This window comes from Bradyrhizobium sp. USDA 3311, from assembly GCF_054062495.1.
This window is the reverse complement of the sequence record NZ_JBSSFI010000001.1, coordinates 896,928-911,676: the sequence shown is the minus strand read 5'-3', so window position 1 is coordinate 911,676 and position 14,749 is coordinate 896,928. Positions and strand designations below refer to the sequence as shown.

10 protein-coding genes and 1 tRNA gene are annotated in these 14,749 nt (G+C 56.9%); 6 read left to right on the top strand and 5 right to left on the bottom strand.

The window, feature by feature from the left end; genetic code table 11:
- Positions 1–96: 96 nt before the first annotated feature.
- The 3 genes from ACVWW6_RS04445 to ACVWW6_RS04435 form a co-directional block, all read right to left on the bottom strand.
- Positions 97–633 (bottom strand): hypothetical protein, encoded by a 537-nt coding sequence (locus ACVWW6_RS04445; protein ID WP_456680200.1) that lies wholly within the window; start codon positions 631–633, stop codon positions 97–99.
- A 165-nt stretch (positions 634–798) separates the two neighbouring features.
- Entirely contained in the window at positions 799–7,908 is a 7,110-nt protein-coding gene (locus tag ACVWW6_RS04440; protein ID WP_456680199.1) for a SpvB/TcaC N-terminal domain-containing protein, read from the bottom strand.
- A gap of 91 nt (positions 7,909–7,999) precedes the next feature.
- Complete coding sequence (locus tag ACVWW6_RS04435; protein ID WP_456680198.1) at positions 8,000–8,656, bottom strand: hypothetical protein; 657 nt, start codon at positions 8,654–8,656, stop codon at positions 8,000–8,002.
- A 275-nt stretch (positions 8,657–8,931) separates the two neighbouring features.
- On the opposite strand from ACVWW6_RS04435, the gene ACVWW6_RS04430 reads away from it, so the two are divergent.
- Positions 8,932–9,525 (top strand): hypothetical protein, encoded by a 594-nt coding sequence (locus ACVWW6_RS04430; RefSeq protein WP_456680197.1) that lies wholly within the window; start codon positions 8,932–8,934, stop codon positions 9,523–9,525.
- Positions 9,526–10,027: 502 nt separating this feature from the next.
- On the opposite strand, the gene ACVWW6_RS04425 is transcribed toward ACVWW6_RS04430, so the two are convergent.
- On the bottom strand, positions 10,028–10,309 hold the full coding sequence (locus ACVWW6_RS04425) for a helix-turn-helix domain-containing protein (protein ID WP_456680196.1): 282 nt from the start codon (positions 10,307–10,309) through the stop codon (positions 10,028–10,030).
- 323 nt (positions 10,310–10,632) lie between these two features.
- Between ACVWW6_RS04425 and ACVWW6_RS04420 the strand changes: the two genes are divergently transcribed.
- Positions 10,633–10,706, top strand: a tRNA-Gly gene (locus ACVWW6_RS04420).
- A gap of 89 nt (positions 10,707–10,795) precedes the next feature.
- Here ACVWW6_RS04420 and ACVWW6_RS04415 read toward each other — a convergent pair.
- A complete protein-coding gene (locus tag ACVWW6_RS04415) occupies positions 10,796–11,788 on the bottom strand; it encodes an alpha/beta fold hydrolase (RefSeq protein WP_011083933.1) in 993 nt (330 codons plus the stop codon).
- 175 nt (positions 11,789–11,963) lie between these two features.
- On the opposite strand from ACVWW6_RS04415, the gene ACVWW6_RS04410 reads away from it, so the two are divergent.
- The 4 genes from ACVWW6_RS04410 to ACVWW6_RS04395 all read left to right on the top strand — a co-directional run bounded on the left by ACVWW6_RS04410 (position 11,964) and on the right by ACVWW6_RS04395 (position 14,669).
- Positions 11,964–12,545 (top strand): helix-turn-helix domain-containing protein, encoded by a 582-nt coding sequence (locus ACVWW6_RS04410; RefSeq protein ID WP_063921603.1) that lies wholly within the window; start codon positions 11,964–11,966, stop codon positions 12,543–12,545.
- A complete protein-coding gene (locus tag ACVWW6_RS04405) occupies positions 12,545–13,057 on the top strand; it encodes a GNAT family N-acetyltransferase (protein WP_304550611.1) in 513 nt (170 codons plus the stop codon). The genes ACVWW6_RS04410 and ACVWW6_RS04405 overlap by 1 nt, the downstream gene beginning before the upstream one ends.
- Before the next feature lie 2 nt (positions 13,058–13,059).
- Positions 13,060–13,524: a GNAT family N-acetyltransferase gene (locus tag ACVWW6_RS04400; protein WP_028172791.1), complete on the top strand. Its 465-nt coding sequence runs from the start codon at positions 13,060–13,062 to the stop codon at positions 13,522–13,524.
- A gap of 101 nt (positions 13,525–13,625) precedes the next feature.
- Positions 13,626–14,669, top strand: a complete 1,044-nt coding sequence (locus tag ACVWW6_RS04395; protein WP_011083937.1) for a LacI family DNA-binding transcriptional regulator — start codon at positions 13,626–13,628, stop codon at positions 14,667–14,669.
- Positions 14,670–14,749: the final 80 nt, after the last annotated feature.

Below are 14,749 nucleotides of genomic sequence, written 5' to 3'. Positions count from 1 at the left end.
CATCACCGCGCGCCGGCAGCGTCAATCATCCAGACCGCGCTATCCAGAGCATTCCGCGCAAGTCAAGCCCAGGCGCCAGTGATCCTCTCGTGACGCTCACGCTTCAAATGCGTAAGGACCTACGAGCAAGTACTTATTCGGAGTCCGGTCGTCAAATTCAAAGTATGGAGGATATGCGTTCCATGTCGCGCCTACTTCATGGCCGCACAAATAATCATACCCTGAACCGCTACCAGGATCTCCGCCATTCTTTTCGGAGATTGTTCTATAAACTTGCGGCTTTATGTCGATCGTATACCTCGTCTTGTGTTCAGTGGGATTTGGCCGTTCATGGAAGTTCGGAGTCCCATCCGGAAAATACGTTACTGGAACATCCACAGCCTGAATGTCACAATCCTTCTGCTGCGCTTGGGTCAGCTTTGCGTACCACTCTCTTACAACATCAATTGGCGCGTCGGTTGCATTCTTCGAAAAAACTTTGATCGTAAATTCGTAGTCGGGGTTGGTTGCAGATTTTCCGATCACTTTCTGGTCTGCATCAGAGAATGTCATGGCGTACCCATTGATGGGATCAAAGGCTCGCCGGTCCGTGCATTTTTCGACGAACGCTGTAATCCCAGCTTTCTCAAACACGACTTTCTTCCAGGGACAGTCTGTCCGCTGCTGGGTCGGCCAGTCACCCCAGCCGTACGCTACAAAGTTACGGATATCGCTGTGAAAGTAGTAGAGGGCTAAGCAAATTGACAAAACTGATGCTAATAAGGTCGCTAGTAGCAGTCGGCGTTTTTCTTTCATAACTTATTTAGGTCTGACTTCTGTCACGACAAATGTCTTGCCCGTCCCATATGTGCTATTTCCTGACAGGCTGCTGTCGTTATTCAAGTATAGCTTGTTTTCTTGGCTCATGGCGTGCCCGGGGTAGGGATCTACGTAATGATAATATTTTCCCCCCGCATCGGTCCCTGAGCCATCAATGATTACAAAGTGCTGTGTAGCCTTATTCGCATTGTCTGTATTTGTGCCGCCATTTATGTTCAGGCCAACTGAAATAGGCTGTCTGTTTGCAAGATAAGAATCTATGGTTCGAATGCCTTGTTTCGCGTCTCCTTGGGTCGTCAATTGCCCGTTGCCGTTGAAGGCCGCAGTAGTTATTCGATCTTTGGAATCCGGTCTATATCCGAGCATTGTCGCACACGCGTCGAAACAACCAGCGTCAGTTTTTTGCGACACGTATCCACCTGGAAGCCCCACGGACGTATACGATGCTCCGAGTACGACGCCGCCTCCACCGCTTGATTGAGTAGGCGCCGTGCTGCTCTGTGCATTGCCGGTGCCGCTAACGCCGGCTCCGCCAATGAGAGAGAGAATTGATCGGAGCGCTGCGGCTAACTGAGACAAGAGACTAGAAAGCGTTGCCGCGTCGCCGTTGGGGTCACTCTTTGTGATCGGGTTGTCGTTGGCGTAGGAGTAGCTGTTCAGTGACTGCGGATCTCGCAGATTTTGAGCCTTCGGATCACCCCAGAATACCGGGTCTTGAGAAATGAACTGCCCTCGCACGGGATCGTAATAGCGCGCATTCAGATAATCTAGATTCGACTGGTCTGCGAATTGGTCGATGTATCTTCTTGCTGAGTTAGCCCCACCGACATTTGTGCTGATCCTCGTCGCTCCGTATGGATAGTAGTCCAGGGTCTGCACTACCGTGCCCGTCGAGTCGGTTACGACGTTCGTTGATCCGAGATGATCCGGATGGATGTATCTCGTTTGCACTGTTCCAGTCGCGCTACCGTTCTTGAACTGCTGGTCGATGGTCGAAAGAAGCGTGTCTCCGTTAAAGACATATTCAGTAGTAGTCGCCCAGTTGTTCGACGATTTCGTACTTGATGCGATGGAATAGATCTTGAACGGATACGTCGTTGTCGCCGTTGAGCTTGCAATCTGATAGACGCGTTGTCCTTGGTAGTCATACCCATAGGTCGTAGTCGCGTTATTGAAACCGAGCGCTATAAGTCGATTTGCATAATCCCAAACGTAGCTGGTGGTCACGCCGTCGGTTGTCTTCTGCGTGAGGTTGCCGTCGTTGTCATAGCTTAGCGTCGTGGTTGAGACACCATTTGCGATTTGGGTTGCGCCATGCGGATTTGTATATCCGGTCTGCGCGTAAGTGAAATTGTTGGTTGATCCATTGAGGAAGGTTAGCAGACTCCCGAGCGCGTCGTATGTGAATTGCTGTTTGTACGGGCTAGAGCTCGCCGCAGTTGTCGACGCGGAGAGGAGCCGGTTCAGCGAATCGAAAGTGAACGTCGTCGAAGCGTTTGCGAGCGACGTTCCGCCGTTGGTGATCTGAGTGATGTTGCCGACAGGATCGTAGGTGTAGGAGAAGTTCTGGACGTTAAAACTATTCGCGAGCGTTGTGAGTTGGGAGAGGCGGTACTGATTGCCAGCGTCATATGTGCGCGTCGTTGACGCGCCATTGCCAAAGACGGTAGTGATAGATTGCCCCGTCGGAGCATACGTGAAGCTTGAGACGACGTCGCTGAATGATCCTCCGGAGGGCTTGCGCTGTATTTGGCTCGGCAGACCAGCGATGTTGTAGTTGACATTCACCTGCGTCCCATTCGGGTATATCCACGACGTCACGTTGCCCTGGCGATCGTACGAGTATTGCATGTTGTACTTGTTGCCGAGCACGGTCGTGGTGGCCGATGTGACGCGGCCGAGAACGTCGTATGCATTGGTCGTGGTCGCAGATGCTGACGATGCGCTGCAGAGATACCCGATGCCATTGGTGCAGTTATCGTACGTGAGCGTGACCTCGGTCCCGCCTTGTCCGGTGTAATCCTCGCTGAGCATGCGGCTCAACGCATCATATGTGCGGTTTACGACTTGACCCTTCGGATCAGTTTGAGAGGTCAGATTGCCCTGATCGTCATATGTGTAGTTCCACGTTCCAAACGTCGTGTCGGTCGCATTATGCAGATCCTGAGCCGAAGAGCGTCTACTCAATCCGTCGTATGCGAAGTGGCGAACGTTGCCCGATGCGTCAGTCGACGTGGCGAGATTGTTTTGTGGATCGTATGTGTAGGTGGTTGTCGCGGCGGTTACGAGCGTGAATACGCTTGGTTGCGCTGAAGCGCCCTTGATCTCTATTCCAAGCTCCTGCCAATCGCTGCTCGTGCCACCATGAGTCCAGCCGAGCGTGTTTGATCCATGTATTGCCGTTTGCAGCGTGCCTGCGCCGTTTGATTCATTCGGGCCAGAGGCGCATTGCTCTGTGATCCGTGAGACTTCTGGAGAATTCGGCGTCAGCGACTGTCCGAAATCGTAGTAGAGGTTGTCGTCAACGATCGAATTATCAAGCGTCGTCGTGAGCGATAGCGACGGATTGCCGCTACCGCCGCTGCTATAACTCTGCGCACCGAGCGGATTTGAGTTGTCCGTTCCGGTATACGAAACCGCCGTGCCCAAGCTGGCGCTCGGTGTCGAAAAATTGACAACGACGTTGTTCGTCCCGCTCGGGGGATTGACGAGATACCAGGTCGCATTCGCTCCGCCGGGAGAAGTTGACGCTAGTGTCATGGCAACACCGGCATAGGTTATGCTCGTCACATTCGGCACGTCGAGTTCGTGGACGATCAGGAGCGTTGAGGTCGCGCTGACCGTCTTTGAGAATGTGACTGAGCTTGCATTCGTGCACTGCGTCCACCCCGTGCCCCCGTATGTGCCGGATTCGGCGGAGGGGTTTGTTGCGCTCGTTACCGTCGACGAGGACGTCGTCTGATATTCGACCACGTTTGCAAGATTGCCGAACGCGTCTCTAATGTAGTCTTTGTAATTTCCATTTGAATCGGTCGTCCGTGTCTTCCATTGGTAATAGGTATTTGTTGTGGTCCCAACCGAATTCGAAATTCGCGCAACCCGCTGAAGCGGGTCATAGAGAAACTTGGTAAAAAGCGACGCCGTCGATAACGGGGAGGTGTATGAGCTTCCCGATGAGAAGTACGGGATGGTCGTGGATGCCAATTCACCTGCAGTGTCGTACTGCTTGTCGAATACGGAGTAGGTGTTTGCTGTTGGCGAATTCTTGCGCTCTTGGATCAAACGGCTGAGGCCATCGTAATAATCGAAGGTGTCGACGGTCGCCGATGAGCTCAGATAGTCGGCTCGGTGATCGAGGGATGGCGTCGTATTGTCCGTGTACGTATGAGTCGTCGACGTGGCATAAGAGCTTGGAGACGATGTGGACGAAACATCAACTTCGGTGAGGCGTCCGACTCCGTCGTACAGAGTCCTTGTGAGCGAGCTATTCGGATCATTCTTCCAGCGCACTTTCCCGTTCGCGTAGTTGTAGAGAAATTGCGTCTTCTGCTGCAGCGGATTTGTCGTAGTGGCGACGAAGAGGTTGGGCGCGTCGTAGACGTATGAAGTTGCATTGCCGTTGCGGTCTGTCGAGGTGGCGACGAGTCCGTATGAGTTATACGTCCTTGTCGAGCTCGCGTAAGTGCTTCCGCTGATCCAGTCTTCCTGCCTGGTGTTATTCCCTACTGATACAGATCCGTACCCCAAAGAGTCGTAATAGAGCTTTTGGTCCGAACTCGTTGCGGAATAGTAGTCGAAGAGCGCCTTTCGTATTGGCAGGATCATGTTGACTGAGCTGCTCGCAACATACGAGTAATTGGTCGTTCGCAGATCAGTGCCGATGTCGGCGTACGTGCCGTCCGAGTTGCCGGTCACCTCTCCATAGTCAACTGTCTTGAGAAGATCGCCGGTCGTAGACGAGTACGCATATGCGGTAGCTCCATCACGATGCGTACCATCGGCACCAAAGTCTTCGGTTAGCTGGCTGCCGAGACCAACAAACGTACCGTTTCCGCGATCAACAGTGTCCCACCGATAATAGTTGCGACGCGTAAGGATGCCTGAGGGGTCAAATACATCGGTGCGGAATTGATGATTGATCTGTCCAAAGCCGTCGCTTTGCTCCCCGTTCGTCGTATCGATGTCGTTTCCCTGGTCGTAGAACGTGCGGACGATCGATTCCGAGTTCGTGGTCGTCGAGACCGCGAAGCCTGCGAATTTTCGATTGATCGGGCCCTGGGCGAGATAAAGGCGTCCGCCTCCGAAGGCGTATGTCGTGGTAGCGAAGTTTCCAAGGCCGTCTTTATTTCCGATCGCGGAGACCGTTAACAGCGCGGTCGGCAATTCGGGGTTTGTGCTCGTCGAAGACGTATAGGCGACATTCACACCGCCTCCCTTGGAATTCACTATCGAAGTGAGAATGTCCTGCTTCTGTTGGCCGTTGCCGTTGAAATTGGCGTACTCATTGAATTGCAGGCTGCTCGAACCAGAGCCGCATGACGTGATGTACGAAGGCAGTGCGTATTGGGTCGTTGTAGCCCAGCCATTTCCCGTGTTGATGTACACAATCTTCGCATCAGCAACTTCGCCAATGCACGAGCCGGAATTTTGATACGAGCGCACGAAATCCGGAAGCCCATCGCCGTTCAAATCCATGAACCGGATGCCGCGATCGATAAACGTAGTGCCGGTGTCGTACTGGGTCGATGTTGCGATAGTCCATTGCGGAGACGCCGATGTAAATCCTGTTCCCTTGTTCACATACACTTTGATGTATGCAGCATCGGCGTCCGACACGACGAGATCGTCGAGACCATCGCCATTGATGTCGATCAGTTGTTCAGAGATATTGGATGGCTGAGTCGAGGGAAACGATGAGAGTGGTAGAAAATAATTCGTAGATGATGTCCAACCTGAGCCGTTATTTAAGTATGAGATCGGCCCGTAATAACTTGCGATCCATTCCAAATAGTCCGGAAGACCGTCGCCATTCGGATCGCCGAAAATTCCTCCTGTTGTTATATTCCCGGCGCTGGTTTTAATACTGAAAGGGATCGCGTCGCTCACAGTAGAGGTCGATGTATAATTGTATGTCGAACTCGTCGCTGAATACGCATTGAGATAGAGAGCATATGCGGTATTGGATGGACTCACGTCGTCTCGATAACCCCTCACGATGTCCGCTTTACCATCCCCATTGACGTCGATGTACCTGACGCCTCGCTCCAATCCCGAGTAACCGCTCGCCCAATATTCGGGAATGGTCGTAACGTCGCTCGACGTTGCGCCACTGTTGTCTGCCCAAATGTACCCGTGTCCCGAATCAAAAACGTTCGTATCGTTGGTTCCGTTTCCGTTCGAATCGGCCAGAACAAATCCCGCACTGCTGATCTGCCGGTTTGCAGGAGCGTAAAACTGGGCGGAGGATGTAGAGTACGAGAACGTTGTGGCGGGAAGCGAAGTCAAATTTCCGCTGTCATCGTAGCCCTGTTGCTGAACGCTTGTGAGCATTGAGCGATACCCATTCGCACCGGCTCCGTAGCCAAGCAGGTATTTTCTGACGATTGACCCGTTCACAGAGGCGTCGATCTCGGAAATTCGCTGGGTCGTCGTCGCGGCGAAGGCGGTCGCGTAGCTGATCAACGTGTCCGGACGAGTACTGGTTGCGAAGCTAATGGTCGAAATGCCGTCGGTAGAGCCGTTGCCGGTATAGATTACCTTGTATGGATAGATGACGTTATTGTCTCTCAGATACGTGTATTTGACGTAGTTGCCGTTGGTGTCGCGAACTTCCTGAAGCATCCATTTGTAAGTCTGGGTCGATGTGCTGACAGAAGTGTCATACATTCGACCGCTGTCGTCGGAGCCGAAGGTGTATTTGTTCCCCTTCTTGTCATACATGACCCACGTGTTATTTGTGAAAGTGTACTGGTTGAATTGCCCACCGTCGTCCAATTTGGCAACATAGTTGCTCGCGGATGCCTGGGTTGCAGATGAACCTCTGATTTCTATGTCCGTCTCCGCCCACGAGCCGTTTGGTCCCGACCAGCCGAGCGAGTAGTTGCCTGCCGTCGTCGATTGGAGCGTGCTCGCGCCGTCTGAGAGGTTACCGGCACAGCGATCAGCTGCCCGTTGCGTTTGCGGAGAGTTCGCACTGTATGAGCCACCGAGGCCGTCGCTGTAGTAATCATCAATGATTGAGTTGTCGATGGTAGTCGTGATGGAGTTCGAGGGGCTACCCGTCGCCCAGTTGTGAGTTAGACTGAATGCACCGAATGGGCTCGATGTTGCAGTGCCTGCATAAGAGATCGACGAGCCAGCCGAAGCTGTCGCCGACGAAAAACTTACCACTATGTTGTTAGTGCCAATTGTCGGATTCGCTAGGTAATAGATGGATCCTTGACCGGTCGTCGTCGAAAGGGTCATCGCAACGCCTGCGTAGGCGACTCCCGTTACCAAAGAGGAAGTAATGTGAACGATAAGCAGGGTTGACGTTGCGCTCACCGATTTTGAAAACGTCACAGAACTCGCGCTTGTGCACTGCTGGTAACTTGCTGTCGTATACGAATTGGTTTCGACGGAGGGAGGCGAGGTACTTGCGCTTACTGCTGCAGCCGTTGTGCTCGCAGCGAGTTCTCCTTCCAATGAGGACGCGAAACGCGCGTTACTGTTGTACAGGTCTTGCGAGCCGGTTTTGTTGAGGCGCTGAATATACGGGATTGAAAGCGACCAGCCGTAGCCCACGACACTGTCTTGAGTTCGTTGGCTGTTGTAATCGAGCGAAATGTCGGGCTGCAGTCCGTTGCGCCCCGGAGGAATGTCGAGCGGTATGCGCTGTGTGAACGCGCCGGTGACGCCGTCGACTTTAGAGGGCTCGCCAGTGCCCGTAAGTGCGTTAGAATTCGGTATCGTGATTTCACCGCCGCCGAAAGCGCTCACTGTCGACAGTGGCGAGAGGATCATCACCGCAGGAACAAGGAGCGAAATGACTTTCGATTGGACTGACCCGAGTTTCCAACGGAAATTGTTCACAAAGAAGATTGCTGACACCTGCACAATAGCATGTGCGCGGCGGACGCTGCTGCTTTCGAACGGTCTACTGTGGATAGTCGGCTATCGGTGGCGCGGCAATTTCAAGCCGCTAGTCCCAACTCGGGGATTCTCCGGGTTGCCAACTGATGTATGACTGCCAATCGTCGGGCAAAGCTCCGGCAAAACCAGTTTGCTTCGGATATTTCCCGTAAACAGCCTGCAGTTCGTTACAGCTGCAGAACTTATCGACTATGGCCTCCTTTGCGTCCTGCAGTATGTTTCTCGCTTGAACCTCAGCGTGCATAAATAGCTCAATCGTCTCGTGAACCATCACCTGATTAAAGGTCCAGCGTGAATTGGCGATCTTCGGATCTTTGATCGATATGAACTTTCCCGGATGTCCAGGGAGACCGGTGGGATGATATGAACCGCCCGCGCCATACCTCGTGACGTGAACTTTGAGGAAATACGGTGGATGACGCGTCGTTCTCGCGAAGAAGGCCTCGAACAGATCTTGCGCCTGCGCAGCCCAGTTGCCGCGTAGTGCGTCCATCGAGCTGCCCGGTTCGACATCGCTTACAATTGCCTCGCGCAATTGATCGTCGGCGATGAACGTTCCTTTGTCCATCTCGCTCATCAACGATGGCGGGAGCCGGACACTGTAAGTGCCGCGCAGCTTGGCATATTGACGTATTTGCCAACGTAAATATACGAGTTCATCGTCGATATTGCGGTCAATCGTGTAAGTCGTCGGTCTTGTATGCACTGTTCTCTCCGATGGACGCCCCGCCGCGTGTAAGGGCCTTTGGATAGTTCCCAGTTCTTTCTCTTACTTCGGTCACTTTGGTGCCGGATGTCCCGTGCGTGGAACGACATGCTCGTCGGTAACCACTAGACGAGGAACTCTCATTTCGGTTAGCCTCTCTCACGTCTGGCCAGCAGTTTAGTCAGGTTTCTTTGGATCCCCCAACGATGGGGTTCTACATTTACATTAGCTCGTTACTTTCATGTCTATAGTCGCGCAACAGTGGTTGCTCTAAGATGCCGGCAGAAAGTGATTTTGTACTAATCGCCATGGATGCCGCGCAACGTGCGCTGTCGCGCCCACTGATCATCAGACGCGGTCAGCCTCTCCTGTATGCGATTGGTGTCGACAATAACTTGACTGTTACAGCCGACCCGAAATCGCCAGTGCGCGGAGATTCCGCGTTCGAAACCGATTTGTGCGTCTTCGAGGAAAAGGCCGGCGGTATTAGCATCCCGAGAGTTGTGCTCGAATTCAAGACGGGCGTCTCAACGCACGACGTGCTGACGTACAGCGCAAAGGCGCGAAAGCACAAACAGGTCTATCCCTATCTGCGCTACGGCTTGGTAGCCTCGAATGTCGCGCACGTCCCTCGTCGCTTCTTTATACACAATGAGGCGCTGGATTTCTTTGTGGGGCTCGAAAGCAAAAGAAGCGCTGATCTACTTGAGTCGGTTATCGCCGACCTGCTTCAAAGAGAGGTGGAGACATCAAGGAAGCTTGAGAGCATTGCATTCGGCAAGGTTCGCACCATGCTCTATCGAAGTGAAGTTATAATAGAAGATGCCGCGGCCGGCGTGGAGGTATCTGCCGTCGAGAAGAGAGCGTAAACTCGGATGTTGATAGCTCAGCAGATAAACAATCTGGTGACTCAACTCAATGCTCCCATCTGCGATGCTTGCATCGTGAAATCGTTGCGACTGACCGCGCACGCGCATTCAGCTCAAATCACTGCAGCACTCGGGACAACAACCGATTTCGATCGCAGGATCGGTATCTGCACCATGTGCAAAAACGAAAGGACGGTAATACGGGCAACGAGACCCAAGTCCTAGAAGGACAAAGGGCGGCCCGAGGATGTTTGCGGATGCATCTCGGTCCCCCAACTCCCCAGACCTTTCCAGGAAGCTCCATGCAATGAAGAAAGAGTCTTCAACAACACGGGACATGAGCAGCAAACGCAGCCGCGTCGACGCCGTCCCTATTTGCCGCTAAGGCCTTTGAAGGAGCTGGCCCTCAGCAAGCCTTCGGACGTTATGTCGCGGTATTCAACATCCCCGTCACCTCAAGTCCCACGATGACTACCATCAGCAGGACTTGCCCCGACGGTAGCTATTTCGGCCTGCGACGTGGATAAGCCGGTTTGCGACCCTTAGGCAAGGTCTTGGGAGTCCTCGCACCTTTGGGCGGCCGAGCAAATAGCTCGGACAAATGAACACCTAGCGCTTCGGCGATGCGGTCGAGAAGATCAATTGTCGGGTTCTTCGATTGCCGCTCAAGACTGCCCACGTAGGAGCGGTCAATTCCGGTTGAGTAAGCCAATTTCTCTTGCGAAATTCCGCGATCAATGCGGATCCGACGCACATTCCAAGCCACAAGCGCACGAACTTTCATGAGCCGAAGACATGCTATCGACCGGGCCGTCAATCCACTGGCTATAATCCCACTATTAGTTCTTCCCGAGGGCAACCTGCAGCTCGCATCGAAAGTTCGCCTCTTTGCACGGATGAGCGGTGGGCAAGGAGGTTTCACATTGAGGGACCTTCCGGGATAACAGTTGATGCCTTGGCCGACGCGCTTCGGCCCCAACTTCCCAGAGATTGCAAATTGCGACATTGTTTGCTCTAACTTGGGTCGCATCCGAACTGGCTCTGCGTGCCAAAACCGTGCCAAGCCAATTCAGGGCGAGACGAAAATCAAAGCAATCTCAAGAGATTGCGGGCGTAGTTCAATGGTAGAACGGCAGCTTCCCAAGCTGCATACGAGGGTTCGATTCCCTTCGCCCGCTCCATCCTGCTTCGCGCGAAGGCGCTTCGCAGGATTTCCATTCTTCGGCAACGCGATGCAGGATGCCCTTCGAAGCTTTAGCGGAGAAGGGTGCTAACCTGGCAAGCTCCGCAAAAATTCGACGATCGCTGCGTTCACCTCCGTGGGCCGCTCCTGCTGCGTCCAGTGCCCACAGCCCGGCAGTATCTTGATCTCGCGCAGTTGCGGCACGAATTGCTTCATGTTGGCGAGATGCTCGGCGGCGCCGGGGAAGGCGATGACCATGTCGTGGTCGCCGGCGATGAAGAGCGAGGGCACCACCACCTTCACGCCCTCGAAGGCCCCCATCAGCTCCCAGTTGCGATCGATGTTGCGGTAGTAGTTGAGCGGCCCGCGAAACCCGCTGCGGGCAAATTCGGCGCTGTAATAGTCGAGGTCGGTGGCGCTGAGCCACGACGGCAGCGGCACCTGAACCTTCGGCAACATGCCGTCCTTGCGCGAGACCATGCCGACGCCGACGGTTCTGCCGGCGCGCTCGGCGCTCGCGCGGATTGCCGCCGCCCCTTCGCCGGAACCGCCATAGAGCATGGCGCCGAGCGTTGCGCGCGGATCCCGTTCGAACTCCGCTTCGGCGACCCCCGGCTCCTGGAAATACAGCTGGTAGAACTGCGCATCTGCCGTCTGCGGCATGACACTCGTCGGCCGCGCCTCGCTTCGCGGCCGATAGGGCACGCTGAGGATCGCGGCGGCGCGGAAGCGATCGGGCCGCAGGCGCGCCGTGTGCCAGGCGATCGTCGCGCCCCAGTCATGCCCGACGATGACGGCGTCCTTCACCTCGAAGGCGTCGAGTACGCCGACAAGATCGCCGACCATGTGGAGGATCGTGTACTGGTCGATCGCCTCGGGCCGGTCGCTCTTGCCGTAGCCGCGCATGTCGGGCGCGACCGCGTGGTAGCCGGCCGCCGCCAGCGCCTCGAGCTGATGCCGCCAGGAGTACCAGCCTTCCGGAAAGCCGTGGCAGAGCAGCACCATCGGCCCCTTGCCCTGCTCGGCGACGTTGAGGCTGATACCGTTGGCCTTGATCGTCCGTTGCGTTGGCTCGCCCATCTCGTCGCCTCCGGATCATTTGTGATTGGGGCGCATCCTAACCGACCCTACGAGCTCTGCGAAGATTCTAATATATTAGACTGCCGCTCACGGCGTTCGCCTCCGTCCGCGCTAAGCTCCCTCTCACCCTGATGGGTGGTGCGGTCTGTGGCCGGGCAATGTTCGGATGAAGACCATGGACCAGCAGAAACTCGACCGTGCGATCGGTCGTCGCTTGAAGACCCTGAGGACGCAGGCGGGCATGACGTTGAACGAACTCGCAGGCCGCTCCGGCGTCAGCCGGGCCATGATCGGGCGGGTGGAGCGGGCGCAGAGCAGTGCGACGGCGGCGCTGCTCAACAAGCTCTGTGCGGCGCTCGACGTCACGCTGAGCGACGTCGTCGCACTCGCGGAGAAGCCGCCCGAGCGGCTGATGCGGCTTGCCGACCAGCCGCATTGGCGTGATCCCGACAGCGGCTACCGCAGGCGCCATGCCTCGCCGCCGGATGCGGCAAGCGGCATCGAGATCATCGTCGTCGACCTGCCGGCCGGCGCGCGCGTCTCCTACAGCCCCTGGGGCCGCAACGCCTTCACCCAGCAGCTCCTGATGCTGGAGGGCGCGGTCTGCGTGCATATCGACGCCAAGACGGTTCGCTTGCGCGACGGCGACTGTCTCGACTTCGACGTGATGCGTGCGGTGACCTTCGAGAACGAAACCAGACAGGACGCGCGCTACGTCATCATCACGCGGCGCGGCACTTCTTACGGGAAAATGTGATGTCGCTGATCGTGCGGGACGCCACGCTGGAGGATGCCGAAGATATTTTGGCCATCTACAACCATGCCGCGATCAACACCACGGCGGTCTGGACCGACGGTCCGGTTGATCTCGAGTCGCGGCGCGCGTGGATCCGCGCGCGACGGGAAGCCGGCTATCCTGTTCTGGTCGCCATGAAGGGCAGGGATGTGGTTGGCTTCGCGTCCTTCGGCGATTTCCGTCCCTGGCCCGGCTATCGCCACACGGTCGAGAATTCCGTCTATGTCGACGAGCGGCATCATCGCGCGGGCATCGGCCGCGGCCTGATGGTAGCGCTGATCGAGCGCGCCACGGCGCTGAACAAGCACACGATGGTCGCCGCGATCGAGGCCTCGAATTCCGCCTCGATCGCGCTGCACGCCTCGTTCGGCTTTGCCGAGGTTGGCCGTATGCCGGAGGTCGGCTGCAAGTTCGGCCGCTGGCTCGATATGGTCCTCATGCAGATGCGGCTTGCAAGCGGAGTGAGGCCGTGACGATGCAGATCCGTCCCGGCGACACTTTCGATCCGCGCGTCGTCGCGCTGCTCGATCATCACGTCACGGCGGCGCGGGCGCAGACCGCGCCGGGCAGCGCCCATGCGCTCGATCTGGCGGGCCTTCGCGCGAGCGACGTCGCGTTCTGGACCGGCTGGGACGGCGAGACGCTGGTCGTCACCGGCGCGCTGAAGACGCTTTCGGCCACCCATGGCGAGGTCAAGTCGATGCACACGCTGCAGACCACGCGGCGGCGCGGCTTTGGTCGCGAGATGCTCCGCCACATCATCAGTGAAGCCCGCGCGCGGGGCTTGACGCGGCTCAGCCTCGAGACCGGCTCGTGGGACTATTTCAAGCCGGCCCACGCGCTGTACCAGGCGCATGGCTTCGTCCTCTGCGGCCCGTTCGAGGGCTATGTCGAGGACCGCAACAGCCTGTTTCTGACGCTGGATCTGAGCGGCCGCTGAGCTCTCCGGCCGACTGCCGCAGTGCAACCGGGGGCCGAAAATTCTTTCGCGCCCCTCAAAATGAGTTGCGTACCTCAAAAAACCTCTGCTAGCCTTCAGCCATGGCCGATACTCTCACCGCCGCCGCGCTGACGCTGAAGGACATCGCCCGCGAGGCGGGCGTCAGTCTCGCGACGGTGGATCGTGTGCTGCACAACCGCCCGGGCGTGCGGCCCGATACGGTCCGGCGCGTCAAGGCGGCGATCGAGCGCAACGCGTTCCAGCCGCACGTGGCCGCCGCAGAGCTCGCCCGCGGCCGCGCCCGCCGCTTTGCCTTCGTGATGCCGTCCGGGCCGAACCCGTTCATGCAGCAGATCGAGGCCTATCTCGGCGAGATGTCGGCCTGGCTCTCGGCCCGCCGCCTCGGTGTCGAGATGGTCGCAACCGACGTGTTCGATCATTCCATGCTCGCAGCCTCGCTCGAGGCGCTGTCGGGCGATTACGACGGCGTCGCCGTGGTGGCGCTGGATCATCCCGGCGTCCGCGCCGCGATCAACGATCTCGTCGATGCCGGCACCAAGGTGGTGACGCTGGTCTCGGACGTGCCGTCGTCGCGGCGCCACCATTATGTCGGCATCGACAACATCGCGGCGGGGCGCACCGCCGGCGCGCTGGTCGGGCGGCTGGTCGGTCAGCGCTCCGGCAAGGTCGCGATCGTGGCGGGCTCGCAGGGCCTGCGCGACCATGCCGAGCGCATCTTCGGCTTCAATCAGGTGATGGCGGCGGAATTCCCTGGCCTCAGCGTGCTGCCGGTGCTGGAAGGGCGCGACGAGGACGAACGTTCGGAACAGGTTCTGGCCCGGCTGCTCGGCAGGCATGCTGACATTGTCGGCCTTTATAATGTCGGCGCGGGCACACAAGGTGTCGCCAAGGCGTTGAGCGATGCCGGCCGCGACAAGCAGGTGGTGTTCGTCGGGCACGACGTCACGGCGCTGACGCGCCGGCTGCTGTTGCAGGGCGTGATGGATGCCGCGATCTCGCAGAATCCGGGACATGAGGCGCGCGCCGCCGTGCGCGTGCTGCTCGCGCTCGCCCGTGGCGAGCCCATCCTGCACGAACAGGAGAAGATCAGGATCGACATCGTGATGCGGGACAATCTGCCTTAGCGGCAGCGGATTTCGAACGGCCCGTTGCGGGCAAGGCGACGAAAAGATCGCACACGGCCACAGGCGAAAGGGAGGACGGC